Raw genomic sequence first — 20,060 nt, forward strand, 5'->3', positions numbered from 1 at the left:
TTTATGCGGCGAGCGGTTTTGTCCGCACGCCGATAAATACAATGAACATCGCCGTCAGCAGCAGTAACCCGCTGCCGGTGAAGACACCGCTTGCCCCGCTGACGTCGAATATTGCCCCACCGCCTGCCGCGCCCGCGCCAATGGCAAGCTGCACCGATGCCACCAGCAGCCCGCCCGCGCTTTCCGCCTCATCCGGCACGGTCGTCGCAAGCCAGGTGCTCCAGCCTACCGGCACCATGCCAAAAGCGAATCCCCACAGGGTAACCAGCAAGCCATCCAGCAACGCCAGATGCCCAAACAGTACCATCGCAACCGCCATCAGCCCCATTCCAAACGGCACCAGCGCCAGGGTCAGATGTAAATTGCGCGATAGCAGATGCCCGGCGAGGGAGGTGCCGACAAAGTTTGCCAGCCCAAATCCCAACAGGATCAACGAAATGCTCTCCACACTCACCTGCCCGACGGTCTCCAGAAAAGGTCGCAGATAGGTGAAGAAAGCAAAATGGCCGCTGAAAATCAGAATACTCGCCAGCATCCCGCCCACCATGCCCGGTCGACGCAGTACGCGAAACAGTGCGCTCAGGCTGCTACTGTGTTCCGGTTTCATGGATGGCAGCACCCATAATTGCCACAGCAGCGCCAGCGCGCTCGGTGCGGTTGAAAGAAGAAAGACATTACGCCAGCCTATAATGCTGCCCAGATAGCTGCCGAGCGGTGCGGCGACGACTGTTGCAACCGACACGCTGGAAAAGATAATCGCCAGCGCTTTTGGCACCTGGGCGATGGGTACCAGCCTTAGCGCGGTGGCGGTCGACATCGCCCAGAAGCCACCAATCGCCACGCCTAACAGCAGACGCCCAAGCAGCAATACATGCAGCGAGGGGGCAAAGGCCACCAGCAGACTGGAGATGATTTGCAATATCGAAAAGAAAATCAGCACCCAGCGACGGTCAATATTTTTCGTGGCGGCGGCAATCAACAGCCCACTCAGCAGTGCCACCAGTGCCGTGGCGGTCACCGCCTGCCCGGCCATCCCTTCGCTTACCCCCAGACTCGCCGCCATGGGCGTCAATAAACTGGCGGGTAAAAACTCGGCGGTAATCAAACCAAACACCCCAAGCCCCAGTGAATAGACGGCTCGCCAGGCGGGTTTTACGGGCGCAGTCACCTCTCTCGCCGCAACATCTGCATTCATTTGTTCTCTCCCGTCATAAAATGTGACCTGTGTCGCAAAGCATAGGAAGTTCCCCACGGACGATCTATGACATATAATCTCCAATTATTGATAATTCGTCCGGAGTTGTAGCGATGGCGGTTCAGACACCCGATCTCATCAGCGAGTTACTGCGCGGTATGCGCCTTTCTGGCGTGAAATACCGCCGCTTTGAGGCCAGCGCGCCGTTCGGTTTCGCCTTCGACGCCGCGCCCGGCAAAGCACAGTTTCATTTCGTTAGCCGTGGCCCGGCGGTATTACGGATGGAGAGCGGTACCCGTTTTGCGCTCAACAGCGGCGATGCGCTGTTTATTCCCAACGGCAACGCTCATGCCCTGCTCTCGGATGACAACGCGACGGCGACGCCGGTCTCCGCATTTCACGGCGAAGCCATTTGCGGCTCGGTCTGCCAAATCACCTGCGAACCCTGCAAAGGCAGTGAAAACGTGGTGATATTCAGCGGATGTATGGATTTCGAACTGGGCGGGATGCAGCCGCTGATTAAAGCGATGCCGGAAGTCATGATGGTCAGTAAGCTGATGTCAACCTGGCCGGAAATTCACCCCCTGCTTGCCGCCATGGAGCGCGAATCAATGACCCGTCAGGTCGGGTTTGCGGGTATCCTGGCGCGGCTGGCGGATGTGGTCGCAGCGCTGATTGTACGCGGTTGGGTGGAAGCCGGTTGCGGCAAAGCCACCGGCTGGGTGCAGGTGCTGCGCGACCCACGGCTGAGCCGGGCGATTTACGCCATGCATCAACAGCCGGGGATTAACTGGAGCGTGGCGGACCTGGCAAAAGAGGCAGGAACATCCCGCTCGGTCTTTGCCGAACGTTTCCTCTCTGCCACCGGTAGCACCCCGGCAAAATATCTCAGCGAGCTACGTATGCGGCTGGCGATCCAGTACATTAGCCATGAAAACCAGGCTATCGAAACCGTAGCGCTGCGACTGGGCTATGGTTCGCTCGCGGCATTCAGCCGGGCCTTTAAGCGCATTGTCGGCCACCCGCCGGGCGCCCTTCGCGAGGCCGCCCAGTCACAGCCGGAGTTATGAGGGTTTACACCGGTTGAAGACTACTGGCGCATATGTCCGGCAATCATTTCTGACAAGGTGTTTTCTTCACCCAACCGGGCGAGCCGTTCTGTTATGGCATCAAAATACCGATCATCGGCTTTTGCCACGCAGATGGCCTGTTGAATTTCGGTGAAATCATCCGGCAACACGCGAAAGCCTGGATTGTTTTGGGCCGCCGCCTCAAGCGGCTGGCGAATACCGGCGGCCATCTCACCTTCCCCCGCTAAAAAAGCATCAATCGCCGCCTGGGAGGATGCAAGGCGGTTCAGCGTTGCATGATGTAACTCGCGTGATAGCCAGAGGTCATAGGCCGCGTTCTTACCCACATTGATGACGACACCCGGCTTATCCATGTCGCTAACGCTTCGCCAGTCACTCTGTTCGCGCACCAGCAAGGTCCCTTTAATGGTGATATACGGGGACGTAAAGCGCAGGCGATCCTCGCGTTTGGGATCGATTGCCAAAAAGGCAATATCCCAGATGTCCTGACCGGCGTCCTCAACCACCTTCCCGGCGGCAGGATAAGTGATGAATTCCGGGCGGTAATGCAGATGACGGGCGATATCTTTTGCCAGTTCAACGGTGATACCTGCTGGCTGACCATCAGGCGTCAACGAGGCCAACACAGCATTACCTAAATTGATGGCAAAACGCAGGGTGGGTAACGTTTCATCTGACATGAGCTTCTCCTGTGCGCAACACGGTGTGATCGGTTCTCCCGTCAGGAAAAGATAGCAACAGGCCGTTCGTCATGCGCGGGCAATCTGCAATTGAATTGCCCGCGCCTTATTGCTACGCCCCACTTTCCAGCCGCTGGCGCTTACGAAGATTAGGGAACCACTTCATCCACAGCGCCACCACCACCAGCGTTCCGATACCGCCAATGGCCGCAGCAGGCACGGCACCAAGCCAGGCGGCAAGCATCCCGGACTCGAACTCACCCAATTGATTTGAGGTATTGATAAAAATGGAGTTCACCGCGTTGACGCGCCCGCGCATCTCATCCGGCGTGTCGAGTTGTACCAGCGAGCCACGAATGACCATGCTGACCATATCACAGCCGCCCAGCGCAAAAAGCGCCAGCAGCGACAGCCACATCCAGCTCGACAGTGCGAAAACCAGCGTGGCAACACCAAACCCCGCCACACTCATAAACATGATCATCCCGACATTGCGCTTAAGCGCACGATGACTTAACCAGAAGCCCATCAACAACGCCCCCACGGCAGGGGCGCTACGCAGCACACCCAGACCAATGGGGCCGGTGTGCAGCACATCGTGAGCGAAAATCGGCAGTAGCGCCTTTGCCCCGCCCAGCAGGACGGCAAAGAGATCGAGGGAGATGACCCCTAAGACATCCGGGCGCTTACGGATAAAATCGACACCGGCAAACAGTGAGGAAAGCGTCGGCGGGGTACGCGGCGGCAGCGCCTGCGCATAGCGCAACGTCAGCACCAGCATTAACGAGAGCAGATACAGCCCCGCCGTCACCGCATAAACCACCTCCGCACCAGCCGCATACAGGAAACCGCCCAGCGCAGGCCCGACAATCTGCGCCGCCTGGCCGGATACCGCGTTGGCGGCCGTAGCACGCGGCAAAATCGAGGTGGGCACCAGTGCAGGTAGCATTGAGATCATCGCCGGTGATTCAAGGGTTTTCGCCGAAGAGATAATAAAAATCAGCGACAGGATCACCCCAACGCTGGCATCCCCTTTCCAGGTCAGCCAGGCGAGGAGCGCAATGGCCGCCCATTCCAGTATCTGGCCAAACATCACGACCCGACGGCGATCAAACTGGTCGGCAATGTGCCCGGCGGGCAGTGCGAGAATAACGGAAGGGAAAAATTGCACCAGGCCTATCATGCCCAGCCAAAAGGCACTGTGGGTTTGCGAATAGATTTGCCAGCCAACGATGATAGACAACATCTGAAAGCCGAAGCTTGAGCTGGTGCGCGCCAGCCAGAACGAGACGAATGAGCGATGTTGCAGTAAACGGCCATCGTTGCCGGACAACAGTGGTGCCATAGAAAATCCTATAAAAGTGGTAAGCCAGGGCATGATGTTTGCCCGGCGGTGATTCCTGGTTCCCGTTTAGTGAATGCTGTAGCGCCCGGGATGCGCATAGCATTATTCAGTACATGTCCGTTAAGTGGACCAGGTTCCGTTCACGAAAACTCATGCGAACTCCGTCACGCTCACCCTCGTGAACGGGTAAAGGGGGCCACCGCGGCCCCCTGCACCATCCCCGCGGCCCCATCGCTGTTAGCCCCGAGTTTCATTGCGTCCAAAATGGCTGTGTCGTGAACGGAACCTTTCCTTCTCGCTAATATAACGTCCCTTCTCACTCTTATTAATGCCCCGCAGCTGGCGCTGCCCCCGGCGCACCGGCGCGAATAAACGGCGGTTTCGCAAACCAGATAATCACCACCAGCACCATGAACCCCCACCCCAACAGCCAGAAATAGTCGATGGTCGACATCATATAGGCCTGCTGTTCGATGGTTTTATCCACCGCGGCAAGGTGCTGCTGCGTGACGCCACCCATCTTATTGAGGTAATCCATGGCAGGCGGGTGATACACCGAGACACTCTCGGTCAGATTCGCATGGTGAAATACCTCACGCCGCGACCACAGCCAGGTCGTCAGCGACGAGGCAAAAGAACCTCCCAGCACGCGGAAGAACGTCGCCAGACCGGAGCCTTCCGCCACTTCATTGCCGTGCAGGTTCGACAGCACGATCGTGGTGATCGGCATAAAGAACAGCGCCACACCGATACCCATAAACATCTGCACTTCGGCGATAGTGCGAAAATCCACGCTGGTGTTGAACTGCGCACGCAGCAGACACGACACTCCCATGGTCAGGAACGACAGCGACGCCAGAATCCGCAGATCGACCCGGTTGGCATAACGCCCCACGATAGGCGTAAGTAGCAGCGGCAGGAAGCCCATCGGCGCCGCCGCCAGCCCCGCCCAGATCGCGGTGTAGCCCATCTGGGTTTGCAGCCACTGCGGCAGAATAATGTTGATGGCAAAAAACGCCGCGTAGCCGAGCATCAGTGTGGTGGTGCCGATGGCGAAGTTGCGGTCGGCAAACAGCCGCAGGTTCACAATCGGATGGCGCTCGCCAAGCTCCCAAATCACAAAGGAGACCAGCGCAATCGCTGAGATCACCGACATAACAATGATCTCGGTCGACGAGAACCAGTCGAGATCGTTGCCTTTATCCAGCACCACCTGCAACAGACCCACCCCCAGCACCAGCAGCATAATGCCGATGTAATCAATGGGGGCGTGCGTGGTGGTCTCCTCACGTTCGCGCAACTGCGTCCACACGACGATGGCCGCAAAAATACCGATCGGCACGTTGATATAGAAAATCCACGGCCAGGAGTAGTTATCGGTGATCCAGCCCCCGGTAATCGGCCCGACGATGGGCGCCACCACGGTCACCATCGACAGCAGCGCCAGCGCCATGCTGCGTTTGGTGGTCGGGAAGATAACCAGCAGCAGCGTCTGGCACATCGGGAACATGGGCCCGGCGAAAAACCCCTGCAGCGCACGGAAGATAATCAACTCGGTCATGCTATGGGCAAAGCCGCACAGGAACGAGGTCAGAGTAAACAGTGTGACCGATCCGACAAACAGCTTAAGTTGCCCAAAGCGCCGGGTAAACCACCCGGTCAACGGCAGTGCGATGGCATTGCAGACTGCAAACGAGGTGATAACCCAGGTCCCCTGGTCCGAACTCACGCCAAGGTTGCCGGCGATGGTCGGCAACGCCACGTTGGCGATGGTGGTATCCAGCACCTGCATGAAAGTCGCCAGCGACAGCGCAATGGTGGCGAGCAGCAGGCTGGGTGGCGTAAAGGCCGCCTTATCTTGCATAACGCCCCTCTTAGCGGCTGTTTGCCGCTACGGACTGACTGTTGTCATGAAGGATTTTCGCCACCATCTGATCGGCTTTATCCAGCGCGTTCTGGTACACATCGGTGGTAAAGCGCGGTGCTGCGACCGTTTTTTGCGGCAGCAGATGGCCTTCGGTGTCGCGGATATCCACTTTGGCAAACATCGACAGCCCGACACGCAGCGGATGTTTCTCCATATCGTGCGGGTCGAGGGTTATACGCACCGGCAGACGCTGAACGATTTTGATCCAGTTGCCGCTGGCATTCTGGGCCGGCAGCAACGAGAACGCGCTGCCGGTACCAATACCTAAGCTCTCAATGGTGCCCTGATATTCCACTTTATCGCCGTACAGATCGGCGGTCAGGACTACCTTCTGCCCCAGACGCATGGTGTTCATCTGGCTCTCTTTGAAGTTGGCATCCACCCAGACCTGATCCAGCGGGACGATCGACATCAGTGTCGTGCCGGAGTCAACACGCATCCCCAACTGGACCGCGCGTTTCGCCACAAAACCGCTGACCGGCGCCACAATGGTGCTACGGGCGTTATCCAGATAGCGCTGGCGCAGGGTTGCCACCGCGCTTTTGATTTCCGGGTGGCTGTCGATGACCGTGTCATCCACCATCGCCAGGTTGGTACTCAACGCCTGTTGCGCCGCCGCTAAATCACTCTGCGCCGTGGCCACGGCATCGCGATAGTGCGACATATCTTCTGCCGCAATCGCCCCGCTGGCAAAAATCTTCTGTCGACGCGCGAAGTCGTTCTGCGCGGTTTGCAGGGCCACTTTTTTCGCCGCCACCTGAGCGCGGTAGTTGTCTGCGGTGCTGTACAGACCACGGACCTGACGCACGGTGCTGGCCAGGTTGGCTTCCGCCTGTTGCAGGGCAATTTGCGTGTCGCTGGGGTCGAGCAATACCAGCGGCTGGCCTTTGGTGACGTAATCCCCTTCATCAACGGCGACCTGGGTGACCGTTCCGGCAATTTGCGGGGTCAGTGTCACGAGGTTGGCATTAACGTAGGCATCGTCAGTGGTTTCGTAATAACGGGCATACAGGAAGTACCATGCCAGGCACCCGGCGGCAATAAGCACCAGGATCACCAGCAGTATGGCGAAGTTGCGCTTACGTTTGCTGGGTGCGCGTTCTGGTTGTGCAGATGACTGTGCAGATGAATTTTGCATCTTTATCGTAACCTTATTCAGGACAACTTAACGATGGGGTTTGGTGGCCTCGTCTGGCAGCATTTTTATCAATAGCTGTACCAGCAGGCGGGATTCTTCTGGGGTCAGACGGGCAGTCAGCGAGCCAAGAATGGAAGACAGCGCTTCGTTCTGAAAGCGATCGCAAATTTTCTGCCCTTTCTCAGTCAGCGCCAGGATAACCTGACGTTTGTCTTCTGGATTGGGAGTGCGCAGGATCAGTTCGCGCTTCACCATCCGCTCGAGCATCCGGCTCATGGCCCCGGCATCCATCAACAAATTTTTGCTGACTTCAAGCGGGCTGTTGAAACCTTTGTAAATGCTGATCAGGACTTTAAATTGCGCAGCGGTGATATCCGTGTCGGCAAAAAAGTGGCTGATAAGCTGGTCTTTAAACTGGTTCGCCAGATGAATCAGTAAGCCGAGATGGAGCTTAGGATTAGGGGTATCTGTAACGTCTTTCATGTTATTTGCCTGGTCAATAATTACAAATGAAATTACTGACCAGGCAAATGTTTGTCAACGTGGTGTCAGCAAAAGAGCACAAATCTATACATTCTGAATGGTGCGTTTCGCGCCGCTGCGCTTATAGCCGGATACTGTTGCGCCGTTTTCGGTGGGTCGGCGGGTCGATTTGCAGACGTTTCAGCGTTTCAGTGATAAACAGACAGGAGACAGCGCCCAGGATTTCATTCGGTGACATATTGGTGAGGATGCACCACCCGATTTTGCCGAAGCCTTTGGCAAAGAACGCAATGCTCATCACCATCACGCCGCCCACCAGCATGAAAACATCATGTCATCAAATCAATCCATTAACGGGATTAAGCCTGCTGAACTACAAAAAGTCAGTCAGCAGGCAACTACACTCACTTACTAACCTCACTCTTCATCGGCATGCAGCATTTTTATCTCTTCAGTATGCCGCTTATTAAGGTTGATTTGGCACTGATAAATATAGGGCCAGTAATCATAGGTATCCTCACCGATTTGCGACCCAACGCCTAAACAGAAGTTCTTGCGATACTCTTTCCATGAATTTTGCGACTCCAGGAAAAGCTTACTGAAGACATCACCAATGGTCAGTTGAGGATCCTGACTTTTATATACGGGCCCAGTATTGTTTGCCTTTATTTGCCCGACTGTTTTGGCAATTAACTCATCCATGCTTTTATTGCTTTTGTCACTAAGAGCGTGTAAGCATTCAGAAGCTTTTCCACGGTCAGCATTATTATGCCAACAAGTATCAGTTTCTGGCCCGGCGATAACATCTGCTTTTTCAGCACTGAAGGCTGACGGAGCTAAAGCCAACAAAATAATCGCTAACACTATTTTCTTCATTGTAAATACCTGATTCTGTGTCTTGTAGGCTCATAACGCATTAGTGATAAATCTTCCCGGATGAAGTTAATAAGCGCTGTTCTGCCAGCAATTGCAGCCTCGATTAAGCTTGCTGGATGTCTTATGCCCTGGTAAAAAATATCGACAACGACATCTTTTATTTTCTGGTCGAGTTGATCCCATGAGGGTGCGTTCGTTTTTTTTGCTGCTGTTTTTTCATAAAAAGGTTTGGCGTAATTCTTTTTCTCTAAATAAGAACGTTTGAATAATTCAATTTGCTGCACATAGCTTAGCTTACCAAAGTTAAACGCTTTCATTAACTCAGCTTTTGTAAGCGGCGAAATCAGACTTGCGCCTGTCTCTTTCTCAACCTTCATCAATAGTTCGCTGCGGGTGATTCCCAATCTGTTCGCTACGTGGCTAGCGCAACTCCGTGCGTGTGACGCTCTGTGCACAAGAAGGCCTTCTATGTCTAAAACTTTTCTTCTTGATGACGAATGTGACACTGATTCCTCCTTTAGTCGAAATTGCTGTCCACTCATGCATGATGCGATAAGAAAAACAACTGATGTTTCTTGCCAGCTTCTACCGGGAGTAAACCGTAAGCACAACTTCGTAAATCAAAATAGCTGAAGTTGATGGCAGCGTCCGCCCCTCGCCCATAACGACCTTATCGTTTTATGCTTTTTCAATAGCTTTACACCCAGGACGTTTTCGCCCCGTTCATTATTTGTTCTCTGTTTCATCATAAAACGATCACACGCAATCCCCGTAATGTTGGGCATTCTCGTGAAAAATCTGGATGACACATGAACAGCGCACTGGCAGAACACCCGGAAACCCTGGCGCCCTCGTCGCACCACTTGCACAGCGCCCCGCTGCATAAAGTGCTGAGCGTCAAAAACTTAAGCAAATCCTACAACAACCATCAGACCGTGTTACAGGACATCAGCTTTGACCTGCACAGCGGTGAGATGGTCGGTGTGATTGGCCGCTCCGGCGCCGGTAAATCCACCCTGTTGCATGTGCTCAACGGAACGCACAGCGCGACATCCGGTGAGATCCTGAGTTTCCCCGATGTCGGTCTACCGCGCGATGTTTCTCGCCTTAAAGGCCGCGAGCTGAGCCAGTGGCGCAGCCAGTGCGGGATGATTTTTCAGGACTTTTGCCTGGTGCCGCGTCTCGACGTGCTGACCAACGTGCTACTGGGCAGGCTTAGCCAGACCTCAAGCTTTAAGTCGTTGTTCAAAGTCTTTACAGCCGAAGATCGCGCGAAAGCTATTGCGCTGCTGGAGTGGCTCAACATGCTGCCGCACGCGCTGCAACGTGCGGAAACCCTTTCCGGCGGTCAGATGCAGCGCGTGGCAATTTGTCGGGCGTTAATTCAAAACCCCTCGATTTTACTGGCGGATGAACCCGTCGCCTCGCTGGATCCCAAAAATACGCAGCGCATTATGCGCGTGTTACGAGAAGTGAGTGAGCAAGGCATCAGCGTGATGGTAAACCTGCATTCCGTGGAACTGGTAAAGGAATACTGCACGCGCGTTATCGGTGTTGCACAGGGACGGATTGTTTTTGACGCCTCCCCTTCTGCGCTGACACAGGATGTTTTGCACACGCTTTATGGTGATGAAATAAGTCAACTGCATTAATTCTTCCTTCAATTGAGACGACACAGGCAATGACAATGAAAAAGCATATTTCAGGCGCATTACGTTTATCGGCATTGATGACAGGTCTTCTGCTGGCGTGGCAGGTGAACGCGGCTGAACAACCGAAGGAATTAAATCTGGGTATCCTCGGCGGGCAGAACGCCACCCAGCAAATTGGCGATAACCAGTGCGTAAAAGACTTTCTGGACAAGGAACTGAGCGTCGACACCAAATTGCGTAACTCGTCTGACTACTCTGGCGTTATTCAGGGCTTATTGGGCGGCAAAGTCGACGTGGTGCTGAGCATGTCGCCTGCATCGTATGCCTCCGTCTATATCAACAACCCGAAAGCGGTGGATATTGTGGGCCTCGCCGTGGACGATAAAGACCAGTCGCGCGGCTATTATTCTGTGGTTATCGTCAAAGCAGACAGCCCGTATAAGAAACTGGAAGACCTGAAAGGCAAACCGTTCGGCTTCGCTGATCCGGATTCCACCTCTGGCTTCCTGATCCCGAACCAGACGTTCAAACAGCAGTTCGGCGGCACTGCCGACAACAAATACAACAACTTCTTCTCCAGCGTCACCTTCTCCGGCGGCCACGAGCAGGACATTCTGGGTGTACTGAACAATCAGTTCGCGGGCGCAGTAACCTGGACTTCCATGGTCGGAGACTATAACTCCGGCTACAGCGTGGGCGCGTTTAACCGCCTGATTCGTATGGATCATCCGGATCTGATGAAACAGATCCGCATTATCTGGAAATCACCGCTGATCCCGAACGGTCCTATTCTGGTGAGCAATAGCCTGCCGGCTGATTTTAAAGCCAAAGTGGTCACCGCCATCAAAAAACTGGATACCGACGACCATGCCTGTTTTGTCAAGGCGATGGGCGGCACCCAGCACATCGGTCCTGGCAGCGTGGAAGATTACAAACAGATTATCGATATGAAACGTGAGCTGGTGACCGCACGTTAATTCGCACTCACGTGCGTTAAAAAAATAGCCCCAGGCTCAACGCCCGGGGCTTTTGTTCGAATGTTGTCTCCGCCTGAGACCGGTTAGCCATGAACACGAATATGTCGTTTGAGCAGTATTACCAGAACATCCGAATGCGCCAGAAACGTGACACGGTCGCCTGGTCGCTTGTCTTACTCGTACTCTATTTTACTGCCGGAAACGCAGCGGAATTTAACCTGAACACCATCTGGCATTCACTGCCGAATTTCTTCGACTACATGCGGGAGACCATGCCGACACTGCATGTATCCACGCTCTTTGCCGACAGCCACACAAAGGGCTCGCTGGCCTACTGGGGCTATCGCCTGCCTATCCAGTTGCCGCTTATCTGGGAAACCCTGCAACTGGCGCTGGCAGCCTCGCTAATATCGTTTGTCCTGGCAACGGCATTCGCTTTTTTGGCGGCAGGTAACACCTGGTCGCCGCCGCTGGTCCGTTTTGGTATCCGTGCGCTGGTGGCATTTTTACGTACCATGCCGGAACTGGCGTGGGCGGTTATCTTTGTGATGGCCTTTGGTATTGGCGCGATCCCCGGTTTTCTGGCGCTTATGCTGCATACCGTTGGTAGTCTGACCAAGCTCTTCTACGAAGCGATTGAAAGCGCTAATGACCGCCCCGTGCGCGGTCTGGCCGCCTGTGGCGCGAGCCATTTTCAGCGCGTCCGCTTCGCCCTGTGGCCACAGGTGAAGCCCCTTTTTCTCTCCTATGGGTTTATGCGCCTTGAGATCAACTTCCGCTCCTCCACCATTCTGGGGCTGGTGGGCGCTGGCGGCATCGGCCAGGAGCTGATGACCAATATCAAACTTGACCGCTACGATCAGGTCAGCATCACGCTATTGCTGATTATTGTCGTCGTTGCGGCGCTGGATACCCTGTCTGGCCGTCTGCGCCAGTGGGTGCTGGAGGGTGGAAAATGAGTCACTGGCAGGCCGCACCCGATGTGGCATTAAGCCGTCAGCAGCATAAAACATTGTTTCAGGCGCAGGGGCGTTATTTGCGCCGTCTTGGTCTGATTGCCCTGGCGGGGTTGCTCTATTACGTCTGGTTTTTTGCCCAGTTCGGCATTCCCGCCGATCAGGCCTTCAACGGCATCACGCAAATTGGCCGTTATATCCTGCGTATGTTTGTCTGGCATGACTTTATGCACTGGCCGTTTCGCTACTACTTCACCCAAATTGCCATGACGCTCGCCATCGTCTTTGCCGGGACCCTGACCGCCACCTTTATCGCGCTGCTGCTCTCCTTCTTTGCCGCACGTAATATTATGAAAGGCGGTATCGCCGGCGTGGTGGCGTTTTTGATGCGTCGCCTGTTCGATATGTTGCGCGGTGTTGATATGGCTATCTGGGGGCTTATCTTTGTCAGGGCCGTGGGGCTTGGGCCACTGGCCGGGGTGCTGGCGATCATCATGCAGGACACCGGATTGCTGGGACGTCTGTATGCGGAAAACCACGAGGCGGTGGACCGCTCACCGGCACGCGGGCTGACGGCTGTCGGTGCCAGCGGTCTGCAAAAACACCGCTTTAGTACTTTTACCCAGTCCTTCCCCACGTTTCTGTCGCTCAGCCTCTACCAGATTGAATCGAATACCCGGTCAGCGGCGGTGCTGGGCTTTGTCGGCGCGGGCGGGATCGGCCTGATTTACGCCGAAAACATGCGCCTGTGGAACTGGGATGTGGTGATGTTCATCACCCTGATTCTGGTGGCGATCGTGATGGCGATGGATGCGGCGTCCGCCTGGTTGCGACGCCGCTATATCACCGGAAAGCCGGTTCCGCTTTATAAAGCGCCGTAACGGGTTAGTCCAGACGCCAGTTCAGCACCGGCCAACGGTGCTGTTCTCCCTGGGCGGCAAGCTGTGAACAGGGATTGACCAGAAAAACCTCGTCGGCACGCAGACACAGGGGCAGATCATTAATTGAATCGGTGTAAAACGTCAGCGGACCATTGGCTTGCGGATGCGCGTCGAGCCAGTGGTGAAGGCAGGTGATTTTGCCCTCCTGATAGCTCGGGGTGCCGTCAATGATGTCGGTATAGCGGTCGTTATCCATTTTGACCTCAATACCAATGGCATGCTGGATGCCCAGCACAGGCGCGATTGCCTTCACCAGCAGGCTGACGGAGGCCGAGATAATCAACATCGGCTGATGTTGCGCCTGTAATGACTGGATAAGCGCGAGCGCCTGCGGGTAAATACGCGGACGGATGTCGGTTTGCACACAGCGCGCCACCAGTTGGTCAACGTCATCGCGGCTGAGTCCGATGAGCGGAGAGAGGATCAGCGCAACGTATTCCTGCAGATCCATCTCCCCCCGTGCGTAATCGAGCATCAGGCGTTCTTCATGCAGCAAATATTCCGGGTCGCTGACATACCCTTCGCGGACCAGAAAACGGCTAAAGATGGTGCTGCTGTCGCCATCTATCAGTGTATTGTCCAGATCGAATACGTAAAGCGGTTGCGACATTGTGGCTTCCTTTTTGTCCGTTTTGGACGCACAGACTGACAAAAATATATGACATCACGATGTTGAGCGGCGCATTTTTTATGCATTGAAAAATGGCGATTTTACAAAAACAGGCACACGCTTGTGATCGGGGCAATACCGCTTTGTACCCGTCTTGATCAATGATGAGTCAATAAGAGCCGTTTTTATTTTAATTCCACACAAACCGTGTTGCTTATAAGAAAGGAATTGACTATCAAATCTGTAGATTCATTCAAATACCTCTAACTGGAAGCAGTGTATATCGTAACGAGACTCACTAGTGCAAATGGAGCCAGATATGAGCATGTCAGAAGATACGTCCCCGGAATCCTCCGCAGGCAAATGCCCTTTTCATGAAGGCGGCGCAAAACCTGCGAAGAAAAGCAGTGTCACCACCAACCGTGACTGGTGGCCAGAGCAATTGCGTGTGGACCTGCTTAATCAACATTCCAACCGTTCCAATCCTTTAGGCGAAAGCTTCAATTATCGTGAAGAGTTTAAAAAACTCGACTACTCCGCATTAAAAGCCGATATCAGAAAAGTGCTGACCGACTCTCAGGAGTGGTGGCCTGCTGACTGGGGTAGCTATATCGGGCTGTTCATTCGTATGGCCTGGCACAGTGCCGGGACCTATCGCACTATCGACGGACGCGGCGGTTCAGGCCGCGGGCAACAGCGTTTCGCTCCGCTCAACTCCTGGCCGGATAACGTGAGTCTCGACAAAGCACGCCGCCTGCTGTGGCCAGTGAAACAAAAATATGGGCAGAAGATCTCCTGGGGTGATTTGATCATCCTCGCCGGTAACGTGGCGCTGGAAAACTCAGGCTTCCGCACCTTCGGTTTCGGCGCTGGTCGTGAAGATGTCTGGGAGCCGGACCTCGACGTAAACTGGGGGAATGAAAAAAACTGGCTTGAGCACCGTCATCCAGAAAGCCTTGCCCAACAGGCCATCGGCGCCACCGAAATGGGGTTAATTTACGTCAACCCGGAAGGCCCGAACGCCAGCGGTGAACCCACCTCCGCCGGAGCGGCCATCCGTGCGACCTTTGGCAACATGGGTATGAACGATGAAGAGATTGTCGCCCTGATTGCCGGTGGGCATACGCTGGGGAAAACCCACGGTGCGGCCTCAGCCGACCATGTTGGCGCCGAGCCGGAAGCGGCGTCTATTGAAGCTCAGGGCTTAGGCTGGCAAAGCAGCTATGGCAGCGGTGCGGGTGCCGACGCCATTACCTCAGGCCTTGAAGTGGTCTGGACACAAACCCCGACCCAGTGGAGCAACTACTTCTTCGAGAACCTCTTCAAATACGAGTGGGTACAGACCCGCAGCCCGGCCGGGGCGATTCAGTTTGAAGCGAAAGATGCGCCGGACATCATTCCTGACCCGTTCCACCCGGAGAAAAAACGCAAACCGACCATGCTGGTGACGGACCTGACGCTGCGTTTCGACCCGGATTTCGAGAAAATTTCCCGCCGCTTCCTGAACGATCCGCAGGCCTTCAATGAGGCCTTCGCCCGCGCCTGGTTCAAACTGACCCACCGCGATATGGGGCCAAAATCCCGCTACATTGGCCCGGAAGTACCGAGCGAAGATCTGATTTGGCAGGATCCGCTGCCTGCCGCCATCCACCAACCGAGCGATCTGGACATTGCCAGCCTGAAAACGGCGATTGCCGAATCGGGTCTGTCGGTGAGCGAGCTGGTTTCCGTAGCCTGGGCGTCTGCGTCCACCTTCCGTGGCGGTGATAAACGCGGTGGCGCCAACGGCGCGCGTCTGGCGTTAGCGCCACAAAAAGACTGGGAAGTGAACGCGACAGCGGTCAAAGTACTGCCAGTCCTGCAAGAGATTCAGCAGGCGTCCGGTAAAGCTTCGCTGGCCGACATCATCGTGCTGGCAGGCGGCGTAGGTATTGAGCTTGCGGCTGCCGATGCTGGCGTGAAAATTAGCGTGCCGTTCACACCGGGCCGCGTTGATGCCCGTCAGGATCAGACCGACGTTGAGTCGTTCCAATGGATGGAGCCGCTGGCCGATGGGTTCCGCAACTATCGCCGCGTGGCAGATGAAATGCCGACCGAAACGCTGCTGATTGATAAAGCCCAGCAGTTGACGCTGACCGCGCCGGAGATGACCGCTCTGGTCGGTGGCCTGCGTGCGCTGGGTGCCAACTACGACGGCAGCCGGCATGGCGTCTTCACCGACCGCGTTGGCGTGCTCAGCACCGATTTCTTCGTGAATTTGCTGGATATGCGCACCGCGTGGAAACCGGTTGATGAGAAAGCAGAGCTGTTTGAAGGCCGCGACCGGGCCAGCGGCGAAGTGAAATATACCGCTACCCGTGCCGATCTGATCTTTGGTTCTAACTCGATTCTGCGTGCGCTTGCCGAGGTGTACGCCAGCGACGATGCCAAAGAGAAGTTTGTCACTGACTTCGTCGCCGCATGGACGAAAGTCATGAATCTCGACCGTTTCGATCTGCAATAACTGACAACCCGGCGAGACCTCTCGCCGGGTGTTTATTCGCTTAAAAAGAGATACGGTTTTTCACTGTGCGGGTGCAGTTCCACCCGCACATCCGCCTGATACCATTTTTCGATGATCGATTTCTGCATAACCGTCTGCGGCGTGCCCTGCGCCACCAGTTTTCCCTGATGTAAGAGCAAAATCCGGTCTGCCCATAGCGCCGCCAGGTTCAGGTCGTGAAGCACCGTACAAACGTGCAGTTTTCCGCGCCGGGTCAGGCTTTTCATCAGGCGCAGTAGCTGCTGCTGATGGTAGAGATCTAACGCTGAGGTAGGCTCATCAAGAAACAGCCAACCCTGCGGGCCATCATCCTGCCAGAGCTGCGCCAGACTGCGTGCCAGTTGAACGCGCTGCTGCTCGCCGCCGGAGAGCGTGCTATAGCGGCGACCCGCCAGTTCGCAACAACCGGTCAGCGCCATCACGCTGCGCACAATCTCACTTTCTTTGCCCGGTCCCCAGGGGGCGCGCCCCATGGCGATAATGCCCTCAACCGGCCAGTCAAATTGCATTCGGGTTTGTTGCAGCATCACCGCCCGGTGGCGGGAGAGCACCTCGGGCGGCCAGTCGTGTAGCGGGCGGCCATCCAGACAACACAGCCCCTCTTTGGCCTTTAAAAACCCGGTCAGCAGGCGCAGCAGTGTCGATTTCCCCGCGCCATTAGGACCAATCAGCGCCACCAGTTCCCCTGCTTCGAGGGTGACGGAGACATCGTTAATCAACTGGCGCGCGCCCACCCAGAGGTTGAGGTGCTCAGCCGTTAGACACTTAACCATGGGTCGCCCTCCCCTGACGGAAGATAAGCCACAGGAACCACGGCGCGCCCAGTACGCTGGTGAGCAGCCCCACCGGCATTTCCGCAGGCGCCACCACGGTGCGCGCAATCGTGTCGGCAATCAGTAACAGTATCGCCCCGGCCAGCACCGACCCCGGCACCAGAGCCCGATGGTCCGCCCCCAGCCACAGGCGCATCAGGTGCGGCACCACCAGCCCAATAAAGCTGATAATGCCGCTGATGGCAACGCTGGCGGCCACCAGCAGTGCGCTGCACAGCAGCAACAACCGCTGCAGCATGGGCACGTTCACACCGAGGTAATGCGCTTCTTCATCGCCCAGTTGCAGCAGGTTGAGCTGCCCGGCCACGCGCCAGACTACGGCGGCAGAGGGCACCATCAGCGTAGCGGCGACGGCAAGCGTTGACCACTGCGCCTGCCCAAGCCCCCCCATCCCCCACAAAGAGAGCTGGCGCAACTGGGCATCGTTACTGATCCACGACAGCACACCCACCAGCGCGCCGCACAGGGCGTTAATGGCAATCCCTACCAGTAACAGTCGTGAGAGCGAACTGTCGCGGGTTTTGCTGAGGATGAAAATCACCATCATCACCCCGACGCTACCGAGAAACGCCGCCAGCATCGGGGCATACAGGGCCACCAGAGCAGGCACCGTCAATGGCAGTACCAGCCAGCAGGCTACCGCCAGCGCCGCACCACTGCTGACACCCAGCAGGCCGGGGTCCGCCAGTGGATTACGAAACAGCCCCTGCATCACGCAGCCGGAAAGCGCCAGCGATGTGCCTACAACCAGCGCCAGCAGCACGCGCGGCAGACGGATAGTCAGCCAAATCTGGCGCAACGCTTCATCACCGTTGGGCCAGAGGCTGGCAAGCGGGAGCTGCATCGCCCCCACCGTACTGGCTATCAACGTCACCCCAGCCAGCAGCACCATCAGCCCCCAGAGATAGCGGGTCACAGGACGCATTACGGCAGTTGCTCCGCTTTATCACGCAGCGCTTTCAGCGCCTGCGGGGTGCGAACACCAAAACCGAGCAGCGCGATATCGTCCACGATCAGCAGTTGCTTACTGCGCCCGGCAGGTGTTTGTGCAAGACCTGGCAGTTTCCACAGGTTCTCTTCGCCGCCCATGCTTTTGACGCCGTCGGCGGAAATCACCACCAGATCCGGTTTGCTGGCAATCACCCCTTCTTGCGAGAGGTTGCGATAGTGGCTAAAGCCCTGCATCGCATTGGTTAAACCCGCGGCGCGAATCGCCCCGTCGGCAGCGGTCTCCTGCCCTGCGACCATCGACCCCATCCCGCCGTGGCTGAGGATAAACAGCACGCGTTTGTTAAGCGGTTGCGTCGGTAACGCGGCGATTTCGGCATCCAGTTTTTTGCGCAGTTCGCCCCCTTGTGCGGTTTTCCCGATGGCGGCGGCGACAACGTCCACTTTCTTATCAATGGCCGCCACGTCATAACCGCCCGGAACGTTGACCAGCTTCACGTTGTTCTCTTCCACTTTTTTCAGCACCAGCGAGGGCTGCGCCTGGGCGCTTGCCAGTACAAGGGTCGGGCGCAGCGAGAGGATGCCCTCGGCATTCAACTGGCGCACATAGCCCACATCGGGAAGCTTTTGCACCTCACCCGGCCAGGTGCTGGTGCTGTCGCGCGCGACCATCTGCGGCCCCGCCCCGAGCGCCCAGGCAATTTCGGTGACATCACCGCCAAGCGTGATAATCCGTTCGGCGGCGGCGCTGGCCATCAGCGGCAGCGCCGCCAGCAGCAGGACGAGTTTTTTCATGCCGCTTTTCCTTTCTCTGCCAGCGCGTCAATCTGCGAGCGCCACTGGCCCTGTTCCGGCTGGCCTTCGCTGCGCTGGCCGTACAACTGGGCGATTTGTGTGCCATCGGCGGCAAACAGCTCAAGACTGGTGACATGCCCGTCGGCGGTCGGCTTGCGGGTGATCCAACTTTCGGCAATCGTCTCCTCGCGCAGATGCAGGGTGAAGGCCGGGTTGAAGATATTGAGCCAGCCTTTCATCGGTGTCACCTTTTCCAGCGCGCCGGTAAAGATCTGCACACAGCCACGGTTGCCCACGAAAATCATGATTTCGTTGCCCTCCCGCAGCACAGTATCGAGCAGTTGCGACAGCGCATCGTTACCCACCCGCATAGCGAGATCATCCCTGACCAGCCGAAAGGCCTGCTGGCGGGAAATATTGTGTTGTTTCAACAGGCCAAAGAACTGATGCACATCGGTCATTGCACGCCAGGCTTTGTCCAGCGCCGCACCGTCGGCATCCTGCGCGTAGTCAGGCGCGTCGACGGGTTGCAGCGTTAACGGCTGTGCTTGCGGGGCGCTAAAGCGGGCAACCACCTCATCCCACGCAGCGCGATCGGTCTGTTCCGTGGCGTACACCTTGAGCACCGCGTCCCCCTGATGATCAAAGAACTGTATGCTCTGGCGTTCACCGTGCGCACTTGCTTCACGCACAAAAAAGGCACTGGCCCACTGGCTGATAAACAGGCGCAAATCCAGCGCCCGTGGGTTCAGTACCAGACCGGCACGCTCACTGATATGCAGGTTGGTAAAACTGCCCAAATGTTCATGAACCGCATAGTCATTGCGACAAATGCACTTCGTTTCCCCTACCAACTCAAGTGCGCTCAGGATCTCGCGTGCGTCATTGATCAGCGCGGTGGCGTCATGTCCTGTGCGGGCGTGCGTGAGTTCCGCTTCGCTTACCCCCAGTTCGCTGGCAATGTCGCGCGCGTATTTGCCCGGCGTCGCGGTTTTGATCTCCTGGTACTGCTGCCAGAGTGCGGCGTAATCTTGCGATGAATGGGTCATGGGTGTGCTTCCTTTATGAGAT

Annotated in this window: 20 protein-coding genes; 6 read left to right on the forward strand and 14 right to left on the reverse strand. The window is 56.2% G+C overall.

Going from position 1 to position 20,060, the window contains the following annotated elements:
• Nucleotide 1: 1 nt before the first annotated feature.
• Nucleotides 2-1,195: an MFS transporter gene (locus ACS0RQ_RS15920; protein WP_271849410.1), complete on the reverse strand. Its 1,194-nt coding sequence runs from the start codon at nt 1,193-1,195 to the stop codon at nt 2-4.
• Between the two features lie 113 nt (nt 1,196-1,308).
• On the opposite strand from ACS0RQ_RS15920, the gene ACS0RQ_RS15925 reads away from it, so the two are divergent.
• A complete protein-coding gene (locus ACS0RQ_RS15925) occupies nt 1,309-2,265 on the forward strand; it encodes an AraC family transcriptional regulator (protein WP_108701482.1) in 957 nt (318 codons plus the stop codon).
• Nucleotides 2,266-2,285: 20 nt separating this feature from the next.
• Here the strand turns inward: ACS0RQ_RS15925 and ACS0RQ_RS15930 are convergent, their stop codons facing one another.
• The 8 genes from ACS0RQ_RS15930 to ACS0RQ_RS15965 all read right to left on the reverse strand — a co-directional run bounded on the left by ACS0RQ_RS15930 (nt 2,286) and on the right by ACS0RQ_RS15965 (nt 9,112).
• Nucleotides 2,286-2,966, reverse strand: coding sequence for a transporter substrate-binding domain-containing protein (locus ACS0RQ_RS15930; RefSeq protein WP_271849409.1), 681 nt, complete (start codon nt 2,964-2,966; stop codon nt 2,286-2,288).
• 112 nt (nt 2,967-3,078) lie between these two features.
• A complete protein-coding gene (locus ACS0RQ_RS15935; RefSeq protein WP_271849408.1) occupies nt 3,079-4,311 on the reverse strand; it encodes an MFS transporter in 1,233 nt (410 codons plus the stop codon).
• Between the two features lie 325 nt (nt 4,312-4,636).
• Complete coding sequence (locus ACS0RQ_RS15940) at nt 4,637-6,175, reverse strand: DHA2 family efflux MFS transporter permease subunit (RefSeq protein ID WP_039079399.1); 1,539 nt, start codon at nt 6,173-6,175, stop codon at nt 4,637-4,639.
• A gap of 10 nt (nt 6,176-6,185) precedes the next feature.
• Nucleotides 6,186-7,376 carry an HlyD family secretion protein gene (locus tag ACS0RQ_RS15945; protein WP_039079400.1) on the reverse strand — a complete coding sequence of 397 codons (1,191 nt, stop codon included), beginning with the start codon at nt 7,374-7,376 and terminating at the stop codon, nt 6,186-6,188.
• A 27-nt stretch (nt 7,377-7,403) separates the two neighbouring features.
• Nucleotides 7,404-7,859, reverse strand: coding sequence for a MarR family transcriptional regulator (locus ACS0RQ_RS15950; RefSeq protein ID WP_071196112.1), 456 nt, complete (start codon nt 7,857-7,859; stop codon nt 7,404-7,406).
• Between the two features lie 121 nt (nt 7,860-7,980).
• Nucleotides 7,981-8,181 carry a hypothetical protein gene (locus ACS0RQ_RS15955; RefSeq protein ID WP_271849407.1) on the reverse strand — a complete coding sequence of 67 codons (201 nt, stop codon included), beginning with the start codon at nt 8,179-8,181 and terminating at the stop codon, nt 7,981-7,983.
• A 95-nt stretch (nt 8,182-8,276) separates the two neighbouring features.
• A complete protein-coding gene (locus ACS0RQ_RS15960; protein ID WP_271849406.1) occupies nt 8,277-8,735 on the reverse strand; it encodes a DUF1311 domain-containing protein in 459 nt (152 codons plus the stop codon).
• Nucleotides 8,732-9,112 carry a DUF8812 domain-containing protein gene (locus ACS0RQ_RS15965; RefSeq protein WP_271849405.1) on the reverse strand — a complete coding sequence of 127 codons (381 nt, stop codon included), beginning with the start codon at nt 9,110-9,112 and terminating at the stop codon, nt 8,732-8,734. The genes ACS0RQ_RS15960 and ACS0RQ_RS15965 overlap by 4 nt, the downstream gene beginning before the upstream one ends.
• A gap of 432 nt (nt 9,113-9,544) precedes the next feature.
• Here ACS0RQ_RS15965 and phnC point away from each other — a divergent pair, with 432 nt between their 5' ends.
• From phnC to phnE (ACS0RQ_RS15985), 4 genes are all read left to right on the forward strand, one after another.
• A complete protein-coding gene (gene phnC / locus ACS0RQ_RS15970; protein ID WP_271849404.1) occupies nt 9,545-10,387 on the forward strand; it encodes a phosphonate ABC transporter ATP-binding protein in 843 nt (280 codons plus the stop codon).
• Nucleotides 10,388-10,422: 35 nt separating this feature from the next.
• Nucleotides 10,423-11,364: a phosphonate ABC transporter substrate-binding protein gene (phnD, locus tag ACS0RQ_RS15975; protein WP_107224548.1), complete on the forward strand. Its 942-nt coding sequence runs from the start codon at nt 10,423-10,425 to the stop codon at nt 11,362-11,364.
• An 89-nt stretch (nt 11,365-11,453) separates the two neighbouring features.
• On the forward strand, nt 11,454-12,323 hold the full coding sequence (gene phnE, locus ACS0RQ_RS15980) for a phosphonate ABC transporter, permease protein PhnE (RefSeq protein WP_271849403.1): 870 nt from the start codon (nt 11,454-11,456) through the stop codon (nt 12,321-12,323).
• Complete coding sequence (gene phnE / locus ACS0RQ_RS15985) at nt 12,320-13,201, forward strand: phosphonate ABC transporter, permease protein PhnE (protein ID WP_271849402.1); 882 nt, start codon at nt 12,320-12,322, stop codon at nt 13,199-13,201. The genes phnE (ACS0RQ_RS15980) and phnE (ACS0RQ_RS15985) overlap by 4 nt, the downstream gene beginning before the upstream one ends.
• Before the next feature lie 4 nt (nt 13,202-13,205).
• Here phnE (ACS0RQ_RS15985) and ACS0RQ_RS15990 read toward each other — a convergent pair whose 3' ends face one another.
• Nucleotides 13,206-13,871: an HAD family hydrolase gene (locus tag ACS0RQ_RS15990; RefSeq protein ID WP_271849401.1), complete on the reverse strand. Its 666-nt coding sequence runs from the start codon at nt 13,869-13,871 to the stop codon at nt 13,206-13,208.
• Nucleotides 13,872-14,190: 319 nt separating this feature from the next.
• On the opposite strand from ACS0RQ_RS15990, the gene katG reads away from it, so the two are divergent.
• Nucleotides 14,191-16,374, forward strand: a complete 2,184-nt coding sequence (gene katG / locus ACS0RQ_RS15995; protein WP_271849400.1) for a catalase/peroxidase HPI — start codon at nt 14,191-14,193, stop codon at nt 16,372-16,374.
• Between the two features lie 32 nt (nt 16,375-16,406).
• Here katG and ACS0RQ_RS16000 read toward each other — a convergent pair whose 3' ends face one another.
• The 4 genes from ACS0RQ_RS16000 to ACS0RQ_RS16015 are packed head-to-tail and all read right to left on the reverse strand — an operon-like array spanning nt 16,407 to nt 20,038.
• The gene (locus ACS0RQ_RS16000) at nt 16,407-17,186 is read right to left on the reverse strand and encodes a heme ABC transporter ATP-binding protein (RefSeq protein ID WP_271849399.1); all 780 of its coding nucleotides are present in this window, start codon (nt 17,184-17,186) and stop codon (nt 16,407-16,409) included.
• Nucleotides 17,179-18,171 (reverse strand): FecCD family ABC transporter permease, encoded by a 993-nt coding sequence (locus tag ACS0RQ_RS16005; RefSeq protein ID WP_271849398.1) that lies wholly within the window; start codon nt 18,169-18,171, stop codon nt 17,179-17,181. The genes ACS0RQ_RS16000 and ACS0RQ_RS16005 overlap by 8 nt, the downstream gene beginning before the upstream one ends.
• Nucleotides 18,171-18,989 carry a heme/hemin ABC transporter substrate-binding protein gene (locus tag ACS0RQ_RS16010; RefSeq protein WP_271849397.1) on the reverse strand — a complete coding sequence of 273 codons (819 nt, stop codon included), beginning with the start codon at nt 18,987-18,989 and terminating at the stop codon, nt 18,171-18,173. Before ACS0RQ_RS16010 ends, ACS0RQ_RS16005 begins: the two co-directional genes overlap by 1 nt.
• Nucleotides 18,986-20,038 carry a hemin-degrading factor gene (locus tag ACS0RQ_RS16015; protein WP_271849396.1) on the reverse strand — a complete coding sequence of 351 codons (1,053 nt, stop codon included), beginning with the start codon at nt 20,036-20,038 and terminating at the stop codon, nt 18,986-18,988. The genes ACS0RQ_RS16010 and ACS0RQ_RS16015 overlap by 4 nt, the downstream gene beginning before the upstream one ends.
• Between the last annotated feature and the right edge of the window lie 22 nt (nt 20,039-20,060).

The organism is Phytobacter diazotrophicus (genome assembly GCF_052061655.1).
In the GTDB taxonomy this organism is placed as follows: Bacteria; Pseudomonadota; Gammaproteobacteria; order Enterobacterales; family Enterobacteriaceae; genus Phytobacter; species Phytobacter diazotrophicus.

Coding starts and splice junctions, on each gene's coding strand:
- ACS0RQ_RS15920 (WP_271849410.1), bottom strand. CDS start 1,195: ATGAATGCAGATGTTGCGGCGAGAGAGGTGACTGCGCCCGTAAAACCC.
- ACS0RQ_RS15925 (WP_108701482.1), top strand. CDS start 1,309: ATGGCGGTTCAGACACCCGATCTCATCAGCGAGTTACTGCGCGGTATG.
- ACS0RQ_RS15930 (WP_271849409.1), bottom strand. CDS start 2,966: ATGTCAGATGAAACGTTACCCACCCTGCGTTTTGCCATCAATTTAGGT.
- ACS0RQ_RS15935 (WP_271849408.1), bottom strand. CDS start 4,311: ATGGCACCACTGTTGTCCGGCAACGATGGCCGTTTACTGCAACATCGC.
- ACS0RQ_RS15940 (WP_039079399.1), bottom strand. CDS start 6,175: ATGCAAGATAAGGCGGCCTTTACGCCACCCAGCCTGCTGCTCGCCACC.
- ACS0RQ_RS15945 (WP_039079400.1), bottom strand. CDS start 7,376: ATGCAAAATTCATCTGCACAGTCATCTGCACAACCAGAACGCGCACCC.
- ACS0RQ_RS15950 (WP_071196112.1), bottom strand. CDS start 7,859: ATGAAAGACGTTACAGATACCCCTAATCCTAAGCTCCATCTCGGCTTA.
- ACS0RQ_RS15955 (WP_271849407.1), bottom strand. CDS start 8,181: ATGCTGGTGGGCGGCGTGATGGTGATGAGCATTGCGTTCTTTGCCAAA.
- ACS0RQ_RS15960 (WP_271849406.1), bottom strand. CDS start 8,735: ATGAAGAAAATAGTGTTAGCGATTATTTTGTTGGCTTTAGCTCCGTCA.
- ACS0RQ_RS15965 (WP_271849405.1), bottom strand. CDS start 9,112: ATGAAGGTTGAGAAAGAGACAGGCGCAAGTCTGATTTCGCCGCTTACA.
- phnC (WP_271849404.1), top strand. CDS start 9,545: ATGAACAGCGCACTGGCAGAACACCCGGAAACCCTGGCGCCCTCGTCG.
- phnD (WP_107224548.1), top strand. CDS start 10,423: ATGAAAAAGCATATTTCAGGCGCATTACGTTTATCGGCATTGATGACA.
- phnE (WP_271849403.1), top strand. CDS start 11,454: ATGAACACGAATATGTCGTTTGAGCAGTATTACCAGAACATCCGAATG.
- phnE (WP_271849402.1), top strand. CDS start 12,320: ATGAGTCACTGGCAGGCCGCACCCGATGTGGCATTAAGCCGTCAGCAG.
- ACS0RQ_RS15990 (WP_271849401.1), bottom strand. CDS start 13,871: ATGTCGCAACCGCTTTACGTATTCGATCTGGACAATACACTGATAGAT.
- katG (WP_271849400.1), top strand. CDS start 14,191: ATGAGCATGTCAGAAGATACGTCCCCGGAATCCTCCGCAGGCAAATGC.
- ACS0RQ_RS16000 (WP_271849399.1), bottom strand. CDS start 17,186: ATGGTTAAGTGTCTAACGGCTGAGCACCTCAACCTCTGGGTGGGCGCG.
- ACS0RQ_RS16005 (WP_271849398.1), bottom strand. CDS start 18,171: ATGCGTCCTGTGACCCGCTATCTCTGGGGGCTGATGGTGCTGCTGGCT.
- ACS0RQ_RS16010 (WP_271849397.1), bottom strand. CDS start 18,989: ATGAAAAAACTCGTCCTGCTGCTGGCGGCGCTGCCGCTGATGGCCAGC.
- ACS0RQ_RS16015 (WP_271849396.1), bottom strand. CDS start 20,038: ATGACCCATTCATCGCAAGATTACGCCGCACTCTGGCAGCAGTACCAG.